This window comes from Cupriavidus sp. OTU4054 (assembly GCF_038440175.1).
Taxonomy (GTDB): Bacteria; Pseudomonadota; Gammaproteobacteria; order Burkholderiales; family Burkholderiaceae; genus Cupriavidus; species Cupriavidus pauculus_D.
In genome coordinates this window covers 149,846-171,639 of record NZ_JASATF010000013.1, presented here as the reverse complement: position 1 = coordinate 171,639, position 21,794 = coordinate 149,846, and the positions used below count along the sequence as shown (strand labels likewise).

The following is a 21,794-nucleotide window of genomic DNA, read 5'->3' as shown; positions in this document are numbered from 1 at the left end:
CAGTACTCCGGGGTTTGAACAGGACTGCAGGGACGAGTGCGCAAGTGTGCCACGTCATGTCGCATGCATGTTTGGACGTATTCCGAGAGGCAAGACGCGACGTCTATGAGATTGTGACGACCCGTTACATTCATCGATGTCTTGCTCATGCCGCTCATGTTGAATCGTCAGTGCATCTCGCCGTTTGCCACGCTGCTCGGCGCAGCTTGTGTATTGCCCGGTTTTTCCACGCAGGCCCACGCACAGCAGTCGGGCCAGCCGCAGGTGTCCCCCGGTAACGGCTCCGCGTCGCGGCTGCTGCGGCGCGACCAGCTGATCGAGAATCAGCAACAGGAACGTCTGCAGGAAGATCAGGAGCGCGCGCTTCGCGCATTGCCGGAACCGGAAGGGGCCGACCTCGACGCGATGTCCGGGCAGACCGAAGCCAGTCGGCCCGACGATGCGGGGACATGCCGCGAGGTCACGCGCATCGCGCTCACCGGCGATGTGGAGCGGGTGGACGCAGCGGCGCTGACGCGGATGCGGCAGACGTACGAGAACCGATGCCTGAGCGCTGCGGATCTGAATGCGATGATCGTGGAGCTGACGCGGTCTTTCATCCTGCGCGGCGAGGTGACCACGCGTGCGTATCTGCCCGAGCAGATCGCCGACGACGGCACGCTCGAGATCAACGTGATCCCGGGCGTCATCGAACGGTACGACGTGGACAGCGACCGCGCGAATGCGGTCTGGCCGCCGGGCGTGTTTGCGGCGCGGCCGGGCGAATTGCTCAACCTGCGCGACGTGGAGCAGGCCGTCGAGCAGATGAACCGGCTGTCTTCGAACGATGCGCGCGTGGGGCTGTACCCGGGTAGCGAGCCCGGGCAGACCATCGTGAAGGTGACCAACCGCGGCACGCGGCCCGTGCACCTGTACACATCGTTCGACAATATGGGTACCAAGGCGACGGGCCGCAACACGTTGTCGGCGACGATCACGGCGGACAGTCCCTTCGGCTTCAACGAGCTGTTCGCGCTGACGCGCCGGCAGTCGGTGTTTCCGCTCGAAGGCAGCCATCGGTCGGAAGCCACGGCGTTCCAGATGCAGGTGCCATACGGCTATCACACGGCATCGATGCAATGGAGCCGCAGCAATTACCTGAACACGGTGACGTTACCGCGCAGCGGACGCAGGATTCAGGTCGAGGGCCGTACCGATGTGTTCGGCGTGAGCGACGACTGGATTGTCTACCGCGACGCGATGTCGCGGGTCTCGGTATCGGGGCGGCTGGCCCTGCAATCGGGCCAGACGTGGATCGCGGGGCTGCCGATCGGCGTCAGCGATCGGGATTTCACGTTTGCCGATCTCGGCGTCGGCGTGACGACGCGGCGGTTCGGCGGCATCTCCACGGCGCGTGTGGGCGCCGTACGCGGATTGGCGATGATCGGTGCGTATCACGATCCCGCGGGACTGCCGGACGACGCGCCCCATGCGCAGTTCCAGAAATTCACGCTGTCGATGACCCATGCGCGACGGCTGCAGCTGGGCAGGCAGGCGCTGGTGCTGTCCGCGCAGTTCAGCGGACAGTATTCGCTGAACACGCTCTACGGGTCGCAGCAACTGCTGATCGGCGGTCCCGGTACCGTGCGAGGTTTCATGGACCATTCGCTTGGCGGGGATCACGGCTACTACGTGCGGACCGAGGCAAGCGTGCCGTGGCAGGTCCTGCAAGGAACGCATAACGTGCGGGGACGCGTCTATGCGGGGCTGGACTGGGGCAACGTGATCAACCGCAATCCCGCCGCGCGCTCGGGCGCGCTGACGGGCGTGGCCATTGGCGTGGGCGCGACGTGGGGACGACGTGGGAGCGTACTCGGTATCGATGCGTCGCTGTCGCGCGCGCTGCGGGCGCCGTCGTCGAGGATGCGTGAAGGGACGCTGCTTGGCGTCCGGGTCAGCTGCTCGATCTGAGGCCGGCAAAAAAAAATGCCGGAACCCGACGGGGACGGGTTTCCGGCATCGGACCGCCCAGGGCGGTCGCAGTACTGCTGATCGTTGCTAGCGGGTGAAGCTTGTCGGTGAAGCTCGTTAACAGCGCAATGTCGTTACCAGCGCAATGTCGCTACCAACGCAATTGCACGTTCCTGGCGCCCGGGCTCAGCGTGGCTCGCTTGGAGGCGCCTTCATAGGTCGCCACGACCTGATACGACGCGCGGGGTCCCTTGATCAGGCAACGCGGGCCGTCCGAGGTGAACTCGGCGACCTGCTTGCCGTTGCGCAGCAGCTTGACGTTGACATCGGCCAGGTACTCGCCATTGCTGCCCTTGGTGAAGAGCAGCCCCATGTCGTAGTGACTGGCTTCCGAACGCAGCTGTTGCTGTTCGTCCTGTGCGACACCGCCGCACACATAGGTAAACGGCCCCGATGTGGCCGTCGTGAGATCGGCTTGCGCCGCGACAGGGAGCGTGAGTGCGCTAGCGGCCGCCGCAGCCAGCGCCACGCGCTTGAAAACGGTTTTCATCTGCAATGTCCTCTCGCGGTGTACGCACCGTAGTACGCCGGGCCGCTGATGATCATGGCTCTAGTAGATAACGGCGGGCACAGCTCGTATGTCGGTGTTTCGCTGAATTTTTCGAGGGCGCACGGCGTTGGCGTCGTGCGTTTTCGCACGATCCGTGTCGGGTCGGCAAGACCTGACGCCGGGATTCGCTTCCCGGCGGGCATGGGCCCTCGGCCGAGGGTGCGGCGGGGAGGGGACGTCAGTATTCGGACGACTGGCGGAAGCGCGTGTTCCAGTTGTCCGTGTAGGCGCGCACGATTGCCGCGTCGCCGCGGATGAGCATGCCGTTCTCGGCGTTGCGCTGCTGCGCGGCCTTCGTGAAATTGAAGGAGCCCGTGAATACGGCCTGGTCGTCGAACACCATGACCTTGTTGTGGGCGATGGCGGGCTTGGTGTCCACCACGACGGGAATGCCCGCGTGCTTGAGGAACGTGGCGCTCGTGTAGCGCTCGGAGGTCTGGCTCTTGTCCACGATCACGCGCACATCGACGCCGCGGCGGTGCGCGTCGGCGACGGCTTCGGCGATGGCCGCGTTGGTGAACGAGTACGCCTGGATCAGCAGCTTGCGGCGCGTCTTGCCGATGGCATCGACGATCATGTCCTGGCAGCTTGGGCCGTCCGGGACGAAGCACAGCGTGTAGCTGCTGCCCGTGGCGAACGGCGCGGGGCGCGCGGCGGGCGTGCCGAGGGCATCGGCCAGGCTCTCGAGCGACGAGGCGAGTCGGGCCTGGGCGGTGGTGGCGCAGGCCAGCAGTGCGACGGTGACGAGGAGGCGGGAACGCAGGCGGGGCTTGAGGAAGCTGAGGGATCTGAGGGAGCTGAGAGTTGCGGGCACGGCGATTGAGTCGATTGGCAGGATGTTCGAAAACCGGCCCGCAGGGTAGCAGGCCGTGTCTGCCTGGGCAATATCGATCACACCTGCTTACGTGTTGCCTATGATGGAAAGACATCCAACCAGATAGGAGTTCTCATGTCGAACCACACGTACAAGCTCGTCGAGATCGTCGGAACGGCGCCCGATGGCACGGACGCGGCGATTCGCAGTGCCCTGGCGAAGGCCAATGAGACGATCAAGCATATCGACTGGTTCGAGGTCATCGAGACGCGCGGGCATGTAGTCAATGGCGCGGTGGCGCACTTTCAGGTGACCCTGAAGATTGGGTTCCGTGTGAATTGATTGGCCTGGGGAGAGGCGGGCCCTCCCGGCCGCTCTCCCTCAATCAAACTGATACGACCACAGCAAATTGATCCGCGGTGACCGGTGGCTCGCGTTGACCGGTTTGTCGCCGACCGGCTGAGCCAGCGAGATATCCATCGAGTAGAAGCGGCGGTCAGAGAAGCGCAGGCCGAGGGCGACCGAGGCGAGGCTGCGGTGGGACAGCGAGAAGCTGTTGGAGAACACGCGCGCCATGTCGTACGCGATGAACGGCTGCAGCGTCTTCAGGTACACGAAGTCCACCGCGAACATGCGGTTGATTTCCGCGGAGGCACCGAACCCCTTGTCGCCCGCGACCTCGCCGGCCGGATAGCCGAGGCCGAAAAAGCGGCCGCCGAAGCTGATCTGCTCGCTCGACGCGAGCTTCTGCGCGCTGTACTGGCCGGCCGCCGAGAACGCGACGCCGAAGCCGAGCGGCAGGTCGTTGGCCTGCGAGACCAGCAGGCGCGTGCGCACGAAGCTCAGATCGTTCTGATTGTTCTCGCGATTGGCGCCAAGGCCGTCGATGCCCTTGAACACGCCGAGCGTGGCGCTGCGCGTCACCCCTTCCCCACGAAACTGGTAGGCGAGCTCCGCGCTGGCCACGCGCACGTTGGTGCCCAGCGTGACCTCGCGCCCGGCGCCGGGCTGCACGGCCTGGGTATAGCGCTCGAACTGTTCGTTGAGGTAGAAGCCACCGGTGCCCGTGAGCGTGTGGCGGTTGCTGAGGATGAACGGATAGCTCAGCGAGGTGCCGACGCGCTTGCTGTCGTTGACGTAGCGCGATTCGAAGCCGATGGGCGCAAGCGTGGAATTCTGCGGGTTGCCGCGATAGTGCGAGGCGTACAGCTTGGCGAGCATCCCCTCCGTGCCGATCGGCTGCGCATAGCTGGCCGCGTAGTACTCCTCGCCGTTGGGCCCCTTCGGATAGAGCGCCGACACCGAAATCTGTTCGCCGAGCGGCGTCAGGCTGTTGGTGGTCGCCGTGGCGATGCCGCGGATACCGGGCGACACGTATTCCAGGCCCGTGCCAAACGTGAACGGCTTGCGCTTGACGTCGAGCACCATCTCCGAGGCACCATCGGTGGTGGTCGGCGGCTGCACGGTGGCGGCCACCTGCATGCCGGGCTGCTGCGCAAGCACGTTCACATAGTGTTCGAAGCTTTCGCTGCGCAGCGGACGATCCTTCTTGAGCTGTTCCGCGATCTTGCGCAGGCGGCCCTCGGACGGGCCAGGCTTGCCCTGCACCGTGACGTTGGAGACGTAGCCTTCGACCACGGTGACGAGCACATTGCCGTTCTCGAACGCCTGGGCCGGCACGAAGGCGAACGAGAGCGGGTAGCCCGCTTCCTTGTACATCGCGGTGACCTCTTCCGCGGCCTTGAGCAGTTCCGCGACGGTGATCTCGTGATTGGCGAGCGGCGCGAACTTGGCGGCGATCTGGTCGAACGGCAGCGTCTTGACGCCTTCGATCTGGAAGCGGCGCGGCGTGAGGCGCGCGGCGAGCAGGTTCTGCAACGCGTTATCGGGCCGTTCGACCTGGACGGTCACGTTGCTTTGCGGCGGCTTCGCGGGTGCAATGCTCGGCAGAGTTTGGGTGGGATCGCCCTGGACAGGGCTGCGTTCGGCGAACGCGGGCAGGTGATGGCAAGCACCGACGCCGATGATGAGCGCGGCGACGCGATGGCGTGTACGCATGGTAATACCCCAGAAAAAATAGACTGCATGCCGGCTGTGGATTGGCCACGTGTCGTGTGGCCCAGCCGCGGACTTCGCCCGGCAGGGGTGCCGTTCCCTCCTGCCGGTTCTGCGAAGCCGCTGCCGTGCTGCGGAGTTGCCGTGCTGTGGATTGCCGCGGATCAGCGCTTGCCGCCGAGTGCGCCGGTCACGCCGCCGACGAGACCGCCGACGAGGCCGGTCACGGGTGCCAGCGGGTTGGCGGTGCTGCCCGAGCCCGATCCGCCGGTGCCGCCCGCGGGCGCGTTGCCGCCGGTAAGCGCGCTGGTCACGCCGCTGACGAGGCCGGTGACCGGTGCGAGCGGACCGCTGGCCGCGCCACCGTTTGCGCCGCCGGTGAGCGCGCTGGTCACGCCGCTGACGAGGCCGGTGACCGGTGCGAGCGGACCGCTGGTCGCGCCGCCGTTTGCGCCACCGGTCAGGCCGCTGGTGAGACCGCTGACGAGGCCGGTGACCGGTGCAAGCGGACCGCTGGCCGCGCCGCCGTTTGCGCCACCGGTCAGGCCGCTGGTGAGACCGCTGACGAGGCCGGTGACCGGTGCAAGCGGGCCGCTGGCCGCGCCGCCGTTGGCGCCACCGGTCAGTCCGCCGGTGAGACCGCTGACGAGGCCGGTGACCGGTGCAAGCGGGCCGCTGGCCGCGCCACCGTTCGCACCACCGGTCAGACCGCCGAGCAGGCCCGTGATCGGGGCGAGGGGATTGCCGCCGCTGCCGGTACCGCCGGGGTTGTTGACGATGCCGCCGACCGACGCGACCGTGTTGCCCGCGCTGGTCACGATGCCGCCCACGCTCGAGACCACCGGCGTATTGGTATGGGTGATGGTGTTGCCGCCATTGGCGAGCGCGCCGCCCAGCGCGCCAAGCAGCGTGCTGACGGGAACGCCGAGGCCGGTGGCGGCGCCGACGTTCTGCGTGGTGCTGGTCAAGGCCGAGGTCAGCGGCACGATCGCCTTGCTGACGCTGCTCGTGATCTGCTCGACCGGCCCCGTGGAGAGCGCGGTACCGAGCTTGTCGCCGACCTTGTCGACCACGCCACCGACTTGCGTGACCAGGCTGCCCACAGGCGTGGTGACCGCGCCGAGCGGCGCGAGCGCGCCGGTGCCGAGTCCGGCCACCGCGCCACCCGCATTGCTGACCGCGCCGCCGAGGTTGCTGACGACGTTGCCGGTGCTGGCAACGGTCGTGCCCAGCGGGTTCGCATTGTTGGGCATGTTGCCGAGGCCGTTCTTCACGCCCGTGCCGAGCGCATCGACCGCGCCGCCGACGGAGGTCAGTACGCCGCCGAGACCTTCCTTGGTCTGCGTCGAGACGACGGGCAACGGTGCGTTCTTGACCTGATTGCCGATATCGGTGACGGCGTTGCCGATGCTATTGACGATGTTGCCCGCGTTGTCGGCGACGGTGCTGGTCGGCGTCTTGACGACGGTTTCACCGCCGTTGTTGCCGCCGTTGTTGCCACCGTTATTGCCGCCGTTGTTCCCACCGTTGTTGCCGCCATTGTTGCCACCGTTATTGCCACCGTTGTTGGCGCTGTCGGTGCCGCCACCGGTGCCGCCGTTGCCGCCACCGATGGTGCCGGTCGAACCGTTGCTGCCGGACGTGCCCGCGGTGCCCATCGAGGTGGAACCGCTGCCGCTCGCGCAGCCGCCCAGTGCGAGCAGCGCGCCGACCAGCGCGGCCAGCGCCACCTTGTTGGCGATGGGGTGACGGATCTCGTTGTGATTGACCTGGTTTGCTGCGTGCTTCGAAGCACGACGTTGTGCGTTGCGCATGACCGTATTCCTTTTTTGATTTACCCGACAAAGGACTCACGACGCTCGTTGCCGCTGTTGTGCCCTGCATATGGCGGCGCGCCGTACCCGTATGCCATTAGCGCAAGCGATGTGCCAGTGGACGGTGTCCGTACCGCTTCTGTGGGGGGTGGTCGCTGGAAGCCGCCTGCGACAAGGCTTTGCGCGGCATCGGTCAAACGCGCGCATCAAGCGGACGGTGCCGGCGCGGCCCGCGCATCGCGTTACGCGTTACGTAACGGCGCGGTGACGGCGAAACACGTTTCGTGACACGTAACGTCCGCGCGGCGGCCATCGCGATGCGGCGGCACGCGGTGGCGATATGCCAGAGAGCCGCCTGTCACAAGGGCTGGCGACCCGCGGCACAGGATCGTTTGAGACAAGCGTCAGCGCTTGGCACGCGCTTTGCGGAACAGGGTCCGCGAAATTCGACAGCGCATCGATGAATGCAGCGTCGCCGATCCGAACGGGTGGTCGGCCACGTAGATGTCGATCGAGCATTAAAGCCGCGCGGGATCCATAGCGAAAGAACACCAAAGGAGAACAATCATGAAGGTCACGACCCACCGTCCGATGAATGTGATGGCCGTCGCCAGCGCGGCGGCTCTGCTCATGCTGGCTGGCTGCTCCTCGAGCGGCAATGGCAGCGGTGCGAATCCGGGTAATCCGAACCAGCCCTCGACGCCTTCCAATCCCACGCCCCCCGCGCAGACGCCGCAGACCACGCCTGTCGGCCAGGTCGGCAACGGTGTGGGCAATACCGTGGTGGCCACGGGCAATGCCGTGAGCGAGATCGGCAAGCAGTTGCAGGATGCGAACCTCCCGCTGCTGCCCGATGCCACGCAGGACGCGACCGGTGGCGTGTTGATCAAGGCAGGCGAGACCGTGGCCACGCTGGGCGGTGGCGTGCGCGATGGACTCGGCAAGATCGGTGCGGTGGATAACCCCGTGGGCGTGACCGTCGGCAATACGGGCAACGTGGTCGTGAAGGCCGGCGAGACGGTATCGAGCGTCGGCGATGTCGTGAAGTCGCTCGGCAGCGATCAGCTCGCTCCGCTCGCGCCGGTGGTGAATCCCGTGGGCGGCGTCGTGCAGAAGGTCGGCGACGTGGTCCAGACCGCTGGCGGCAAGCTCGGCGACGCGCTGAGCAACGGCCCCGTGGCACAGGTCACGACGCAGGTAAGCAAGGTGATCGTACCGCTGACCACGCAGGTCACGAACGGGACGCAGACGGTGGGGGCGGCCACGGGACTCGGCGCGCCGGTGAACACGTTGCTTGCCACGCTCGGCGGCACCGTTGCGAGCGGCGGCAGCATGCTGACGAATACGCATGCGCCCGTCGTATCGCCGCTCGGCGGTGTGGTGACCGAACTGGGCAAGACCGTGGCGGTGGCCGGTGTGGTCCTGCACGGCAATGGCAGCGTCGGCGGTAATCCGCTTGGCGGCCTGTTCAATAACCTGCCGCTTTCCGGTTTGACGGGTGGCCTCGGCGGCCTCGGTGGTTCGGGCAGCGGGAGCGCCAGCCCGCTCGCGCCGGTCACGGGTCTGCTGGGCGGATTGACGGGCGGTCTCGGGAACGTGACGGGCGGTGCGACGGGTGGAAGCGGGAGCGCCAGCCCGCTTGCGCCGGTCACCGGTCTGCTCGCGCCCGTGACGGGCCTGGTTGGAGGCCTGACGGGCGGGCTCAAGGGTGCCGCGGGCAGTGCGACGGGTACGGGCACGAGCGGACAGACGGCACTCGGGTTGCCGAATCTGCTCGGCCTTGCGCGCTGAGTGGCATTTCGCTCATCAGGATTTTCCCTTAACGACTACTTTACGGTGCGCTGTCGTCCTTACCCCGCGCGGCGCATCCTTTTATTCGCAGCATGCAGCGTTCCGGCTCTTAAAGTCCGGACGCTGCACTTTCTCCATGTCTCAGCCCCGTTCTTTAACAAAATGAGTATTCAGCGAGGGCTTACTCTCGCGCGTACTCCGTGCTTCAAACGCTTGTCTGTGCGTATGCTCACACTCGCATAGCTCGAATGGGGGGTATGTCTACGACAATGCATGTTTTATAAATTCTCCACCAGCGAGAAAAACGTCAAAAGTAACTAACCAATTAGAGTTAGTACGGGACTTACGGGGTAAATAACAGCAGCGCTGGGGTCGCGAGTTGTGTTTTTTCACGTCGGGAGTGAAATCATGAAAAAAGTGCTGGCGCGCTTTCAACGACAACAACGCGGTGCTACCGCGATCGAATACGCCCTCATCGTGGGTCTCGTGGCGCTGGGCATCGCCGTCGGCGCGAAGCAATTGGGCACCGATATCAGTTCGGGCTTCACCACGCTGGGCACCACCGTCAAGAATATGATGACTGGTACGTCGACCGGTTCTGGTTCTGGCAGTTGACCACACGGGCCCCTCGCGTGAACGCATGAGCGTCACGCACACCTTGTCGCGCTTCTGATCTTCCGACAGACGTTCGCACGTTTCGCGTGCGAGTGCGGGGGGGCGTGCGTCCTGCGTGTGCGTTACGTCCATGCCTTCACGTCGATCCGCAAGAACGTTTTCTCATTCAGGGTCCGCGCCACCGGTTTGGCGCGCGGCGGTCTTACGACCGGGTGAAGCATGTCACGAGTTGGAAACCGGAACCGGGAAAACCGGAGCCGGCGCCGCACCGCGGGGGTTGCGGCGCTGGAGTTCGCCATCGTGCTGCCGATGCTGATATCGGTAGTGCTGGGCATTGTCTATTACGGCGTTGTATTTGCTCTGCAGCAGGCGCTGACGCTCGCTGCGGCGGAAGGCGCGCGCGCTGCGCTGCGCTACCCGCTGGCATCGAACGGCGGCAACGCGGGGTCGACGGTGGGGCCACGCGTGCTCGCCGCCGCGCAGACTGCACAGGCAACGCTGCCGGTTTCCATTCGTTCGCTCGTCAATAGCGCAGATATCGCGCAGGCCATTGCATGTACAGCGCCTGCCGGAGCCGTCTGCGTGCGCGTGACCCTGAACCTGCCTACTAGGACGTTGTTGCCGACGCTGCCGCTGGTCCCAGTACCGGCGACGCTCACTGGCAGCGCGACCGTGCAGCTTTCGCCGGATACATGACAACAACGCCGGGTCTCAAAAGGGTCGATGCATGAGCAGCAATACCATCCGAATCATCGCGGTCTGCCTGCTCGTGCTGGCGGGCCTGTTGGCGCTGCTGGCGTGGCAGGTGGGCCGCCAGAGCACGCCCGTGGCGCCGCAGACGGGGACCGTGGCCATGCATCCCGTGGTGGTCACTACGCGCGCGGTCGAGGCCGGCAAGCCGATTACCGCCGATGCCGTGCGGATCGAACAGTTGCCGATCGATCCCGGCGGCGCCTATCGCGACACCACGCGCGTCGTGGGACAGGTGCCGCTCGTGGCGCTGGGCGCGAATGCGCCCGTGCTCGAAAGTCAGCTGCTGGCCGGTCTCGCGCGCCAGGTGCCGGAGGGCGAGCGCGCGGTGGCCGTGGCGGTCGATGAGGTGATCGGCGTGGGCCATCAGGTCCAGCCCGGCGACTACGTCGATGTGTTCGTGGTGATGCGCCGCGACTCTCAGGAGATCGCGGAAAGCCAGGCGCGCATGCTGCTGTCCCGGCTGCGCGTGCTGGCCTACGGTCACGGTGCGGTCAACGAAGCGCCGCCACACGAGGCGGAGCAGATGATGACGCGCCGCGACGGCGCGAAGACGGCGGTACTGTCCGTGCCCCTCGCCGCGGTGAGCCAGCTCGCGCTGGCCCAGCAGGCGGGGCGTCTGATGCTGGCCCTGCGCAATCCGAAAGATCCGGAGATGCCGAGCGACGGGATGTTCCCCGAGCCCGCGGGGGTGCTGAAGGCGCGCGCCGGCGTGCCCGCGGAAGCGACGCATGCCCCCGCCGATCGCGCGATTGCGGGGGTGGCGCTGGCCGGCATGATCGGCAGCCCGCCGGCCGCGGTCCGCCCCGTGCCACCCGCTGCGCAACCGGTGCCGGTTGCCGCCCCGGTGCGCCGCGAGGCCGCAACGACGACCCGGACTTCCGGCGTGGAAGTCATCCGCGCCGGCAAGCGGGATATCGAATAACACGAGTCGCACGGTATGCCTACTCATCCTTTCGTTGCCTTGCGATCCGGTGCTTCGACGCTCGTTGCCGCATCGCTGGCGCTATCGCTGTGGTTGTCGCTGTCGTTCCCGTTGTCGCTCGCGCTCGCGGCATCCGCTCGCGCGCAGGAAGCCGCTACCGGCACGCGCTCGATGCGCATGCTCGCCGGGGCGCAACAGGAAATTCGTCCCGGCCCCGCGCTCGAACGCGTGGCCGTGAGCAATCCGGCCGTGGCCGATGCCCTGCTGCTCAAGCACCGCAGCGGTCCGCCCTCCGTGCTCGTCGTCGCCAAGTCGCCCGGTATCACCGACCTGATGATCTGGGCCGGCGGCACACCGATCAGTTATTCGGTACAGGTGGATGCGGTAGCGCCCGACCGGGGTGGCGCCGATGTGAGCATCTCCACCGCTGGCGCCACCATCAGCGGGCAGTCTCCCGACGCGGCCGCGGCGGCGCGCGCGCAGGGCGCGGCACGCATGGCCACGTCGAATGGCAAGGCGGCGGACGGCAAGGCCGATGCGAAGGGCGGACTCATCGTCGATCGCTCGACGGTACCGGTCTCCGGCACGGTGCAGGTCGACGTGAAGGTCGTGGAGATCAGCAAGACCATCATCAAGGAAGTGGGCCTGAACTTCTTCAAGCAGAACGGCGGCTTTGCATTCGGCTCGTTCAGTCCGACCAGCATCACCAAGATCACGCCGAGCGGGCAGGGTACGGATATCGAGGGCACGGTGCCGATTGCCAGCGCGTTCAACCTGATTGCGGCCTCGGCGTCGCGCGGCCTCTTTGCCAACCTGAGCATTCTCGAGGCCAACGGGCTCGTGCGCGTGCTGGCGGAGCCGACGCTGGTCACGCTGTCCGGACAGAGCGCGAGCTTTCTCGCGGGTGGCGAGATTCCGATTCCGGTGCCGCAGGCGCTCGGGACCACGACGATCCAGTTCAAGCCGTTCGGTATCGGGCTGACGGTGTCGCCGACGGTGATCTCGAACCAGCGCATCGCGCTGAAGGTGGCGCCCGAAGCGAGCGACCTCGATCCGTCGCGCGGCATCCAGATCAACGGCGCCTCGGTGCCGGCGATCGTCACCCGGCGCGCGGACACGATGATCGAGCTCGGCGATGGCGAGAGTTTCGTGATCGGCGGGCTCGTGAGCCGCAACACCGTGAGCAATGTGAGCAAGGTGCCGTTCCTCGGCGACCTGCCCGTGATCGGCGCATTCTTCAAGAACCTGAACTTCCATCAGGAGGATCGCGAACTGGTCATCATCGTGACGCCGCACCTCGTGAAGCCGATGGCCAGGGATGCGCCCGCGGTGGCAGCCGTCGGCAACGATGGCACCACGAAGGCGAACCCGAACGTGTGGGGGCGCTTCATGGCCGGGGAATACGTCGATCCGACGTTGCCCGGCTTCTCGCGATAAGGATCGGGCACCGATGATGCAGCGAGACGTGGAGATCGATTACTTCCTGATGAACACGCGGCGCGACGATGTGCGCCAGTGGCTCGGGGGCGCGCTGACGGGACTGGGCGCGCTCGTGGCCGAAGACGGTTCGCACGAGTCGTTCGTGGAACAGGTGAGCGCGATTCGCCCGGGCCTCGTATTCCTCGACTTCTCGGGGGCGCATGCGCAGGTGTCGGGACGGCTGGCCGAGCATGTGGTGCGCCTGTTCCCCACGCTGCCGCTCGTTGCCGTGGGACACGCGACCGAACCGGAAGCCATGCTCGTGGCGCTGCGCGCGGGCGTGCGCGACTTTATCGACCTGCGCGGGAATCCGGCCGATGCCACGGCCGTGGTCAAGCGCCTGATGTTGCCGCGCTCGCAGGTGAAGGCCGCGGAGCCGACGCGGCGGGGCGGCATCGTGGCCGTGCTCGGCGCAAGGGCCGGCGTCGGCGCGACGACGCTGGCCGTGAACCTGGCCGCCACAGCACGCCGCGGCGCGTCGTCGGAAGTCCTGCTGCTGGACCTCGGCCTGCCCGTGCGCGATGCGGCGCTGTACTGCAACGTCACGCCCGAGTTTCATTTCGTCGAGGCGGTGCGCAACCTGCGGCGATTCGATCAGGTGTTCGTGCAGACCGCGCTCGCGCATCAGGCCAACGGCGTCTCGCTGCTGCCGCTGCCGGCCACGCTGGGCGAGCTGCGCGATATCTCGTACTCGGAAGCGCTCGCCCTGCTCGAACGGCTGCGCGCCTTTTTCGATCTGCAGGTGATCGATCTCGGCGGCTTTACGAATATCGACTTCATGGCGCAGATCGTCAATGCGGCGGATCACGTGATGATCGTCGTGGAGCAGAGCCTCGGCGCGATCGTGTCCGCCGCGGAGCTGCTGCAGGAACTGAAGAAGCGCGAGATCGAGCGCGACGACCTGCGGCTCGTGGTCTCGCGTTTCGACGCGCGTCTGGGCGTGGATGCGGCGCAGATTGCCGATCGCGTGGGGGTGCACGCCGTGGACACGCTGCCCGAGCGGCGCGAAGCGCTGCTGCTGGCGACCAACCGCGGCGTGGTGCTCGCGGACGACTTGCCCGCCGACCCGTATGTACGCGCCGTGGAGGCGCTCGCGGTACGGCTGGGCTATCAGGCGGGGCATGCGGCCGATCGCGGACTGCTGGCCCGGATGAAGGAGAAACTGCCCGATGGTTGGCGCGCGCCGCGCGGCAAGCGGGCTGGGAACTGACATGACGCAAGCGATCGAATTCTCGGACAACGCCGCTGCCCCGTTTCCTGCTTCGCAGGAATTCCATACGATCAAGGAGGCCGCGCACGAGCATCTGCTGACGCGCATCGAGGAACTCGGTGCGGAGTTCGGCCGGTGGTCGCGCGTGGCGATCCAGCGCTTTGTCGACCTGGAGCTGGAGAGCTTCACGCGGCTGCGCCGCATTCCGATCAACGAAGTGGAACTGCGCCAGATTTCCGAAGCGCTGACCAAGGAGCTGGCCGGCTTCGGGCCGATCGAGGATCTGCTCAACGACCCCGCCGTGGAGGACATCCTCGTCAACGGCGCGATGGACGTGTATGTGTCGCGCCATGGGGTGCTGGAACGCATTCCCGTGCGCTTTGCCGATGGCGGGCATCTGCTGCGCATCGTGCGCCGGATTCTCGCGCCGATCGGCCGCCGGCTCGACGAGTCGAATCCGATGGTCGATGCGCGCCTGCCCGACGGGGGCCGCATCAACGTCATCATTCCGCCGCTCGCGCTCGAAGGGCCCGTGGTGTCCATCCGGAAATTCCGCAAGGACCCGCTGACGCCGGCCGACCTGCAATCGCTCGGCACGATGAACCCCGAGATCTGCGAGCTGCTGGAAGCCGCGGTCAAGGCGCGCTGCAATATTCTCGTCAGCGGCGGCACGAGTTCGGGCAAGACGTCGCTGCTCAACGCGCTGGCGACGTTCGTGCCCGTGACCGAACGCGTGATCACGATCGAGGACACCGCGGAACTGGCGCTCAATCACCCGCACGTGGTCCGGCTGGAGAGCCGGCCCGGCGGGTTCGAGGGCACGGGCGTGGTGACCATTCGCGATCTGCTGCGCAACAGCCTGCGAATGCGGCCGGACCGCATCATCGTCGGGGAAGTGCGCGGCGGCGAGGTGCTGGAGATGCTGCAGGCGATGAGCACGGGCCACGATGGCTCGATGGGGACGATCCACGCGAGCAGCCCGCGCGAGTGCCTGTACCGTCTGGAGATGCTGGCGGGCTTCGCTGGGTTTCAGGGTAGCGAGATCAGCCTGCGGCGGCAGATTGCCAACGCCATCGACTTCATCGTGCAGATCGGCCGGCTGTCCAACGGCAAGCGCCGCATCCTGTCGATTACAGAAGTCACCGGGCTTGGCGACAACATCATCTCCACGCAGGAGCTGTGGCGCCACGAGCCCGTGCAGGGACCGGACGGCAGCGAGACCGACCGCTGGCTCTCGCTCGGCCTGATGCCCCATTCGCCGAAGCTGGCGCGCATGCGTCCGGCCGGCTTCATGCTCGACGACCGCTTCGATGTCTAGCGCCAGCCTCCTGCTCGCGGCCATCGCGCTGGTGATTCTCGGCGCGGGCCTGCTCATGCTCGCGACGGCACGCGCACGCGCGCAGGCCGAGGGGGCGCGCGCGCATTTGCAGGCGCAGACCGAGCAGGTGCGCGCGCGTTACGCCACGCCGGTGGAGCCGGGTCCGCAGGCCAGCGCGCGCGATCTCAAGCGGCGCTGGACCGAGCTGCTGCGGCGCGCCGATCTTGCCGATACGCGGCGCACATATCTGCGCTTCGGCGTGCCCGCGGGCGTCGCGATCCTCGTCGGCGCGATGCTGGGCGGCACGATCGGCGCGGTGGCGATGCTCGTCGTATCGGGCGCGCTGATCGCGTTTTTCGTATCGCTGCGCATTCGGCGCATCAAGCACCGCATGCTGCGCCAGTTGCCGGGCTTTCTCGATGGCGTGGTGCGGCTGATGGCGATTGGCAGCAGCGTGCCCGCCGCATTCCAGAACACGGTGGTCAACACGGAAGCGCCACTGCGCCAGTGCCTCGTGCAGGCGATTCATCTGCAACGCGCGGGCAAGGAGCTCGACCAGGCGGTGCAGCAGGTGGGGCGCGTGTATCGCCTCGACGAACTCGTGATGGTGGCGGCCGTGCTGCGGCTGGCCACGCGTTATGGCGGGCGCGCGGACGTGGTGATGGAGCGCACGGCGACCTTCATGCGCGATCACGAGGAAGCGCAGCGCGAGCTGCTGGCGCTGTCGGCGGAGACGCGGATGTCGGCATGGGTGCTCGGGCTGCTCCCGCTCGTGATGGCCGGCGCCCTGTTCGTGATCAATGCGGGCTACATCCTGTCGATGTGGCAGGACCCCGCGGGCCGCGCCATGCTGATTGCCGCGGGGGGCCTCGAGATCGCGGGCGTCGCGCTGCTGTATCGGCTGGCCCGATCGATTTAGGGAGCACGACCATGACGATGACGACACTGGTCTCGCTCAGCCTGCTGATGGTCGCATGCGCGGCGGGGCTGCTCGCATGGCCGCTGTTGCGGCAGTGGCGGCAGCGCTCGCGCGCGACGCGCACGATCGACTCGGCGCTGCAGCGGCAGGCCGGTGCTGCAGCGCCGGCGGCGTCCGCCACGGCGGCCGGCGTTGCGGCCGCTGCCAATGCAGCCGCCGCCACGAGCGCCACGGGCGCCACGAGCGTCGCGGGCACGGCGCTCGGCGGCAAGCTCGGCAACTCGCTCGGGAAGACGATCCAGACGCGCTTCAACCAGCGCTGGCTGGAGTCGCGCATCGGCCGCGCGGTGGTGACCGAGGAAGAGCAGGCGCTGCTCGAGCAGTGCGGCTACTACGGCGTGCGCGCGCGTGCCGTGTTTGGCGGGCTGCGCGTGGCGCTGCCCATCGTGGCGGCGATCGTTGCCGTGATCTGGCAGCTGCCACGCGGTAGCGATGCGGCGCTGACGTGGGGATTCGTTGCATTCGCTTTCGGGTTCTTCGCGCCCAAGCTCTGGCTGCGCCGGCGTGCCAAGGCGCGGCTCGCGCAGGTCGACGAGGAACTGCCGGTCCTGATCGACATGCTGCGATTGCTGCAGGGCGTGGGCATGTCGATCGACCAGAGCCTGCAGATCATCGTGGTGGAGTTCGGCAATCTGCTGCGCGTGCTCGGCCCCGAGCTGCATCGCGCGAACCAGCAGTTCGCCTCGGGCCGCTCGCGCGAGCAGACGCTGCTGCGCATCGGCCGGCTGTTCGATAGCGAGGACCTGAAGGGCTTGATCACCCTGCTGACGCAGGTGGACCGCCATGGCGGTGGCGTGCAGGAGCCGCTGCGCCAGTTCGGCGAACGTTTGCAGGTCGCGCGCAAGGCGCGCATGAAGGCAAAAATCGGCCAGTTGACCGTGAAGATGACGGGCGTGATGGTGGTGAGTCTGCTGCCGGTACTGCTGATCATCACCGCGGGACCGGGCTTTCTTGGCGCCATTCGGTTATTGGCACAGATGGGTGCGGCACGATGACGATGAAGAGCATGGCACGCGCGATGGCCGCGATGACGACAATGGCCCTGCTGGGCGGCTGCGCCGGGCTGGGGGCCGGTTCCAACAGCGCCGAGCGGATGGCCCAGCAGGCCGAGGCACAGATCGAGCTCGCGAAGCTGCGCGACAAGGAGGAGCGTGCCGAGTACAGCGACAAGGCCGTGTACCTGGGCCTGATCGGCCGCATGCAGCAGGAGGGGCTGTATTACGCGTCGCTGGCGCATATCGACGCCTATCAGCAGCGCTTTGGCGCGACGCCGGAACTCAGGTTGCTGCGCGCCGATGCATTGCGCGAGACGGGCCAGGACGATGCGGCCACGCAGGCCTATCGCGATCTGACCGGCACCGATCGGGCGGCGCGGGCCTACCACGGGCTGGGATTGCTTGCGGGACGCCAGGGCGATTTCACGCGGGCGGTGATGGCGTTGCGGCAGGCCGCGACGCTGGATCCCGTGAATGCGCCCATCGCGAACGACCTTGGCTATGCGTTGATGCGCGGGGGCGCGTTGCAGGAAGCGAAGGTGCCCGTGATGCAGGCGCTTCAGCTCGACGGGACGAACCCGCGCATCGTCAGCAATGCCGCGGTCTGGATGATGGCGGACGGCAAGCGCGCGCAGGCCACCGCGATGATGCAGCAGGCGAACCTGCCCGAGAACACGCGTGCGGCGATTCGAAAGGAAGCCGATCGTATCGCGCGCGCGGCACAGGCGCGGGCCAATGCCATGAGTGGCCCGGCGGGCAAGGTCGCGGCGGGGAAGCCGCTGGCCATGACCGACGCGCGCGGCGCGCTATCGGGAATACAACCGGGAATGCAACCGGGGATCCAACCGGGGGCACAACCCTGATGCCCGGCCTCCATCGCAACAGGACATCCGCCATGAACCTTGCCACCCGCCTCCGAACCTTTGCCGCCCCGGCCGTTGGGCTAGCACTTGGCGCGGCGCTTTGCCTGCCCGCCACGCCGGCATTCGCGCAGCAGCCGGCGGCCGATGCCGCGCCCCCGCCGGTGCGGATGGCGCCCATCGCCGAGCGCAACGATACGCGCGCGCTGCTGCAGATCCAGCGCTCGGGCGCGCAGGCGGGCCCCGGCCTGCCGATGACGGGCGAGCAGGCCGCGCTTGGCTACGAGCGCTATCTGGAAAGCTTCCGCTACGCGATACCCGAGTACTTCACGAGCCAGGCGACGGGCAGTCCGCTGCGCGGCGGGTCGGGCAGTCAGTCGTTCGGGCAGGCGTTGGGACAGTAAGGACGGCCGGTCATGCACGCCACGTTCGCCTCCAGGACCTTCTCCGCTCGCGGGAGCGGCGCATGTTGCGCGCGTGCGCGGCAGCGTGGCGCCGTGAGCGCGATGGCGGTGATCCTGATGGCGACCATCGGGGTGGCGGCGCTGGTGTCGATCGATATCGGGTATGTGTTCTATGGGCAGCGGCAGCTGCAGAAGATAGCGGATCTGGCGGCGGTGTCGGGCGCGCAGCAACTCAAGCGCGCGGCGGATCTTGCGACGACCAGCGCCAGCGTGATGGCGGCCGTGCAGGGCACGGCGACGCAGAACGGCTACAAGCCTGCGGTGACGACGTCGTGCGGCGATGTGGCGAGCGGCGCGGCGGATGGCATGCGCGCGTGCCTCGGGCTCTGGGATCCGGGCAATCCAGCGAATGGCGACAGCAGGCGGCATTTCAATTCGGGCTACAACCCGGCGACGGTCTCGGCCAACGCGGTGCGGGTGCAGGCGACGATGACGTTGCCGGTGTTGTTTGTGTTTCCGGGGTCGAGTGGGCGGCAATTGCGGGCGGAGGCGATTGCGGCGGGGAGTCCGCCGGTGGCGTCGTTCTCGCTGGGGAGCGGGCTTGTGGATGTCAACACGGCCAACGGCCTGCTGGGCACATTGCTCGGCCCGAATGTCGTCGTGAAGTTCTCCGCGGCCGACTGGTCCGGACTGGTCGGCTCGCAGATTTCGCTCGAGCAACTGCGTATCGCGGCGGGCGTGGGCACGATCAACCAGCTGCTGGGTCTCCAGCTTTCGCTGCGCGACTTTTATGCGCTGGTGCTGAAGGCCGCCAACCGCGACGCGCTGCTGAGCACGGCGCTGGGCACGCCGGCGACGACACTGGGTGTCGGGGGGGTGGGGGCGGCCGTGAGCCTGGCGAAGCTGCTGGACCTGGGCGTGCTGGCCCCGGCGGCCTCATCGGCGGCCGAGGTGGGGCTGAACGTTGCGTCGCTGATCGCGCTGGCGGCGCAGATTGCGCGCGGCGATTCTTCGGTGGCGTTGAATCTTCCGACCCTGAACGTTCCGGGCATCCTGTCTGCCAGCACGCGGCTGCTGGTCATTGAACCGCCACAGGTAGCGGTCGGACCTGTCAGGCAGACATCGGGCTCCACGCAATGGATCACGACGGCCTCCACCGGGCAGCTTGGCCTGGACGTCAATGTGCAGGCCACGACGATCAAGCTTGGCACGCTGGTCGATGTCTCGGTGCAACTGCCGTTGCGCGTGCGGGCGGCGACAGCGACTGCCGATCTCACCGCGCTGCAGTGCGCCGCAGATGCCACGCAACGCCGCGCAACCGTCGACCTTGCCCCGCGCGTGGCCGACCTCTGCATTGCCGACCCTGATGGCGGCAAGGGTTGCGCTGCCGTGGGCAAACCGGTGACGCTCGGCTCGGTGAAGGTGCTGGGCATTCCGCTCGCGGCGCTGACTGGATACGTGAACACCGTGAGCGGTGCCCCCCCGACGAAATCATCGGTAACGCTGGCACCGGGTGGCACCCAGACCATGCAGGCACCGATCCCCGTGGCGACCCTCGTAAAAGGGTTGCTCGATAGCCTCGAATTGAACCTGGCCGTTCTGAGCCTGCCTTTGCCGGTGGTGAAGACCGACATCCTGTCGCCGCTGCTGGCGCCGGTCGGGAGCCTGCTGGACCAGCTTTTGTCCGCGACGTTGCCGGCGCTAGGCATTCGCCTTGGCAATGCCGACCTCTGGATGAATGGCATCGATTGCAACAACGCCGAACTGGTGTACTGAAACGAAAACGAAATCATGAAAGCCGACCGCTGGGCCTACGAGAGCCTCGAAGTCTATGTCTGGGAAGGCAAGTACGAGATTGCCGACCGCGTCGCGCGCTTTCTCACGCCGCTTGGGGTCGATGTGATTCGCGCTGGCGCGCTCGAGTCGTTTCCTGCCGAGCCGCGTACGAAACCCTGCGTGGCCGTGATCAGTGCATCGGCGATCGGTACCGCGAAATTCACGCTCGAGTGGGAAGCCGCGCATGGCATGCCCGTCGTGTGGGTCGCCGCGCCCGATCGCGAGGTCGACCCGGGTCGCTTCCCGGCCGAATACGCCCATATCCTGCCGCACGATTTCTCGGGGCCGGACCTGCGCACGCAGATCGGCAAGCTGATGCCCCAGCTGCTGGCCGCATCGGAGACGGGGCCCGACGTCGCGGACCTCGTGGCCGGATCGCCCGCGATGCTGCAACTGCTGCAGCAGGTGGACACGTTCGCCGACTTCGACAGCAACGTGATGCTCTATGGCGAGACCGGCGCGGGCAAGGAGCGCATTGCGCGCCTGTTCCACGATCGCAATCGCACGTACGGCAAGGGACCGTTCATCGCGGTGAACTGCGGCGCGATTCCCGATGGACTGTTCGAATCGCAGTTCTTCGGCCACGCCAAGGGCGCGTTCACGGGCGCGATGTTCGCGCATCGCGGGTATTTCGAGCAGGCCAACGGCGGCACGCTGTTCCTCGACGAAATCGGCGACCTGCCGCTGTTCCAGCAGGTCAAGCTGCTGCGCGTGCTCGAGGAGAACGCATTGACGCGGCTGGGATCGGCGCTGCCGGTGAAGCTCGACTTCCGCCTCGTCGCGGCGACCAACAAGGACCTGCGCGAGGCGGTAGGGCAGGGCAAGTTCCGCGCGGACCTGTACTTTCGGCTGGCGGTGATCGAGCTGCGCATTCCGAGCCTCGAGGAGCGCGGTGCCGCGGACAAGGTGGCGCTGCTGCAATCGTTCATGCGCCATATGATGGGCGCCAAGCGGTTCGACGTGCTGCCGCCGATGCCGGACTGGCTCAAGGGCGCGGTGGGCACCGCGTTCTTCAACGGCAACGTGCGCGAGCTGCGCAACCTCGCCGAGCGCGTGGGGATCACCGTGCAGCAGTGCGGTGCCTGGGACGAGGATCGCATCCGGCCGTTGTTCCGGGGCCTGCGTCCCGGCGCGTTCGATGGCGGCGAGCGTCCGGCCGAGTCGCGCGGCGATGCCGAGGAGCGGCGCCGCATCATCGCGGCGCTGGACGCGAACGGATGGCGCCGGCAGGACACCGCGACCTGCCTCGGCATCAGCCGCAAGGTGCTGTGGGAGAAGATGCGCAAGTATCAGATCGTCGACAGCGAAGCCGCGGACAACGAAGTGGAATCCGCCTGAGCCGCGGCGTGACGTTATGATGCGGCACTCGTGTCGCGAATGACGTTGCCC

The 21,794-nt window shown here is 67.1% G+C and carries 19 protein-coding genes; 15 read left to right on the top strand and 4 right to left on the bottom strand.

What is annotated here, in order from left to right; all coding sequences use genetic code 11:
• Window positions 1-147 precede the first annotated feature (147 nt).
• Window positions 148-1,950, top strand: coding sequence for a ShlB/FhaC/HecB family hemolysin secretion/activation protein (locus AAHB16_RS17145; RefSeq protein ID WP_342051534.1), 1,803 nt, complete (start codon window positions 148-150; stop codon window positions 1,948-1,950).
• A 151-nt stretch (window positions 1,951-2,101) separates the two neighbouring features.
• Here AAHB16_RS17145 and AAHB16_RS17140 read toward each other — a convergent pair whose 3' ends face one another.
• Window positions 2,102-2,500, bottom strand: coding sequence for a hypothetical protein (locus tag AAHB16_RS17140; protein ID WP_342051533.1), 399 nt, complete (start codon window positions 2,498-2,500; stop codon window positions 2,102-2,104).
• 238 nt (window positions 2,501-2,738) lie between these two features.
• Window positions 2,739-3,374, bottom strand: coding sequence for a phospholipase D family nuclease (locus tag AAHB16_RS17135; RefSeq protein ID WP_342051532.1), 636 nt, complete (start codon window positions 3,372-3,374; stop codon window positions 2,739-2,741).
• 135 nt (window positions 3,375-3,509) lie between these two features.
• Here AAHB16_RS17135 and AAHB16_RS17130 point away from each other — a divergent pair, with 135 nt between their 5' ends.
• Complete coding sequence (locus AAHB16_RS17130; protein WP_150376138.1) at window positions 3,510-3,716, top strand: dodecin; 207 nt, start codon at window positions 3,510-3,512, stop codon at window positions 3,714-3,716.
• A 39-nt stretch (window positions 3,717-3,755) separates the two neighbouring features.
• Here the strand turns inward: AAHB16_RS17130 and AAHB16_RS17125 are convergent, their stop codons facing one another.
• Complete coding sequence (locus AAHB16_RS17125) at window positions 3,756-5,432, bottom strand: ShlB/FhaC/HecB family hemolysin secretion/activation protein (RefSeq protein WP_342051531.1); 1,677 nt, start codon at window positions 5,430-5,432, stop codon at window positions 3,756-3,758.
• 161 nt (window positions 5,433-5,593) lie between these two features.
• Entirely contained in the window at window positions 5,594-7,243 is a 1,650-nt protein-coding gene (locus AAHB16_RS17120) for a collagen-like triple helix repeat-containing protein (RefSeq protein ID WP_342051530.1), read from the bottom strand.
• Window positions 7,244-7,810: 567 nt separating this feature from the next.
• Here AAHB16_RS17120 and AAHB16_RS17115 point away from each other — a divergent pair.
• The 13 genes from AAHB16_RS17115 to AAHB16_RS17055 all read left to right on the top strand — a co-directional run bounded on the left by AAHB16_RS17115 (window position 7,811) and on the right by AAHB16_RS17055 (window position 21,743).
• Entirely contained in the window at window positions 7,811-9,034 is a 1,224-nt protein-coding gene (locus AAHB16_RS17115) for a collagen-like triple helix repeat-containing protein (protein ID WP_342051529.1), read from the top strand.
• Window positions 9,035-9,442: 408 nt separating this feature from the next.
• Window positions 9,443-9,649 carry a Flp family type IVb pilin gene (locus AAHB16_RS17110; RefSeq protein WP_150376146.1) on the top strand — a complete coding sequence of 69 codons (207 nt, stop codon included), beginning with the start codon at window positions 9,443-9,445 and terminating at the stop codon, window positions 9,647-9,649.
• Window positions 9,650-9,868: 219 nt separating this feature from the next.
• Complete coding sequence (locus AAHB16_RS17105) at window positions 9,869-10,345, top strand: TadE family protein (RefSeq protein ID WP_342051528.1); 477 nt, start codon at window positions 9,869-9,871, stop codon at window positions 10,343-10,345.
• A 31-nt stretch (window positions 10,346-10,376) separates the two neighbouring features.
• Window positions 10,377-11,324 carry a Flp pilus assembly protein CpaB gene (gene cpaB, locus AAHB16_RS17100; RefSeq protein WP_150376150.1) on the top strand — a complete coding sequence of 316 codons (948 nt, stop codon included), beginning with the start codon at window positions 10,377-10,379 and terminating at the stop codon, window positions 11,322-11,324.
• Window positions 11,325-11,339: 15 nt separating this feature from the next.
• Window positions 11,340-12,761: a type II and III secretion system protein family protein gene (locus tag AAHB16_RS17095; protein WP_446718104.1), complete on the top strand. Its 1,422-nt coding sequence runs from the start codon at window positions 11,340-11,342 to the stop codon at window positions 12,759-12,761.
• A gap of 34 nt (window positions 12,762-12,795) precedes the next feature.
• Window positions 12,796-14,013, top strand: coding sequence for a pilus assembly protein (locus AAHB16_RS17090; RefSeq protein ID WP_411859885.1), 1,218 nt, complete (start codon window positions 12,796-12,798; stop codon window positions 14,011-14,013).
• 1 nt (window position 14,014) lies between these two features.
• Entirely contained in the window at window positions 14,015-15,331 is a 1,317-nt protein-coding gene (locus tag AAHB16_RS17085; protein WP_150376154.1) for a CpaF family protein, read from the top strand.
• Window positions 15,324-16,250 carry a type II secretion system F family protein gene (locus AAHB16_RS17080; RefSeq protein ID WP_342051527.1) on the top strand — a complete coding sequence of 309 codons (927 nt, stop codon included), beginning with the start codon at window positions 15,324-15,326 and terminating at the stop codon, window positions 16,248-16,250. Before AAHB16_RS17085 ends, AAHB16_RS17080 begins: the two co-directional genes overlap by 8 nt.
• Window positions 16,251-16,261: 11 nt before the next feature.
• Complete coding sequence (locus AAHB16_RS17075; RefSeq protein ID WP_342051526.1) at window positions 16,262-17,305, top strand: type II secretion system F family protein; 1,044 nt, start codon at window positions 16,262-16,264, stop codon at window positions 17,303-17,305.
• Entirely contained in the window at window positions 17,302-18,168 is an 867-nt protein-coding gene (locus tag AAHB16_RS17070) for a pilus assembly protein TadD (RefSeq protein ID WP_342051525.1), read from the top strand. Before AAHB16_RS17075 ends, AAHB16_RS17070 begins: the two co-directional genes overlap by 4 nt.
• Before the next feature lie 32 nt (window positions 18,169-18,200).
• Window positions 18,201-18,569 (top strand): DUF3613 domain-containing protein, encoded by a 369-nt coding sequence (locus AAHB16_RS17065; RefSeq protein ID WP_150376160.1) that lies wholly within the window; start codon window positions 18,201-18,203, stop codon window positions 18,567-18,569.
• Window positions 18,570-18,581: 12 nt separating this feature from the next.
• The gene (locus tag AAHB16_RS17060) at window positions 18,582-20,345 is read left to right on the top strand and encodes a TadG family pilus assembly protein (protein WP_342051524.1); all 1,764 of its coding nucleotides are present in this window, start codon (window positions 18,582-18,584) and stop codon (window positions 20,343-20,345) included.
• Window positions 20,346-20,360: 15 nt separating this feature from the next.
• A complete protein-coding gene (locus AAHB16_RS17055; protein WP_150376162.1) occupies window positions 20,361-21,743 on the top strand; it encodes a sigma 54-interacting transcriptional regulator in 1,383 nt (460 codons plus the stop codon).
• Window positions 21,744-21,794: the final 51 nt, after the last annotated feature.

Bases quoted from the DNA above. Each gene is read 5' to 3' on its own strand.
- AAHB16_RS17145 (WP_342051534.1), top strand. From the start codon at position 148: ATGCCGCTCATGTTGAATCGTCAGTGCATCTCGCCGTTTGCCACGCTG.
- AAHB16_RS17140 (WP_342051533.1), bottom strand. From the start codon at position 2,500: ATGAAAACCGTTTTCAAGCGCGTGGCGCTGGCTGCGGCGGCCGCTAGC.
- AAHB16_RS17130 (WP_150376138.1), top strand. From the start codon at position 3,510: ATGTCGAACCACACGTACAAGCTCGTCGAGATCGTCGGAACGGCGCCC.
- AAHB16_RS17125 (WP_342051531.1), bottom strand. From the start codon at position 5,432: ATGCGTACACGCCATCGCGTCGCCGCGCTCATCATCGGCGTCGGTGCT.
- AAHB16_RS17120 (WP_342051530.1), bottom strand. From the start codon at position 7,243: ATGCGCAACGCACAACGTCGTGCTTCGAAGCACGCAGCAAACCAGGTC.
- AAHB16_RS17115 (WP_342051529.1), top strand. From the start codon at position 7,811: ATGAAGGTCACGACCCACCGTCCGATGAATGTGATGGCCGTCGCCAGC.
- AAHB16_RS17110 (WP_150376146.1), top strand. From the start codon at position 9,443: ATGAAAAAAGTGCTGGCGCGCTTTCAACGACAACAACGCGGTGCTACC.
- AAHB16_RS17105 (WP_342051528.1), top strand. From the start codon at position 9,869: ATGTCACGAGTTGGAAACCGGAACCGGGAAAACCGGAGCCGGCGCCGC.
- cpaB (WP_150376150.1), top strand. From the start codon at position 10,377: ATGAGCAGCAATACCATCCGAATCATCGCGGTCTGCCTGCTCGTGCTG.
- AAHB16_RS17095 (WP_446718104.1), top strand. From the start codon at position 11,340: ATGCCTACTCATCCTTTCGTTGCCTTGCGATCCGGTGCTTCGACGCTC.
- AAHB16_RS17085 (WP_150376154.1), top strand. From the start codon at position 14,015: ATGACGCAAGCGATCGAATTCTCGGACAACGCCGCTGCCCCGTTTCCT.
- AAHB16_RS17080 (WP_342051527.1), top strand. From the start codon at position 15,324: ATGTCTAGCGCCAGCCTCCTGCTCGCGGCCATCGCGCTGGTGATTCTC.
- AAHB16_RS17075 (WP_342051526.1), top strand. From the start codon at position 16,262: ATGACGATGACGACACTGGTCTCGCTCAGCCTGCTGATGGTCGCATGC.
- AAHB16_RS17070 (WP_342051525.1), top strand. From the start codon at position 17,302: ATGACGATGAAGAGCATGGCACGCGCGATGGCCGCGATGACGACAATG.
- AAHB16_RS17065 (WP_150376160.1), top strand. From the start codon at position 18,201: ATGAACCTTGCCACCCGCCTCCGAACCTTTGCCGCCCCGGCCGTTGGG.
- AAHB16_RS17060 (WP_342051524.1), top strand. From the start codon at position 18,582: ATGCACGCCACGTTCGCCTCCAGGACCTTCTCCGCTCGCGGGAGCGGC.
- AAHB16_RS17055 (WP_150376162.1), top strand. From the start codon at position 20,361: ATGAAAGCCGACCGCTGGGCCTACGAGAGCCTCGAAGTCTATGTCTGG.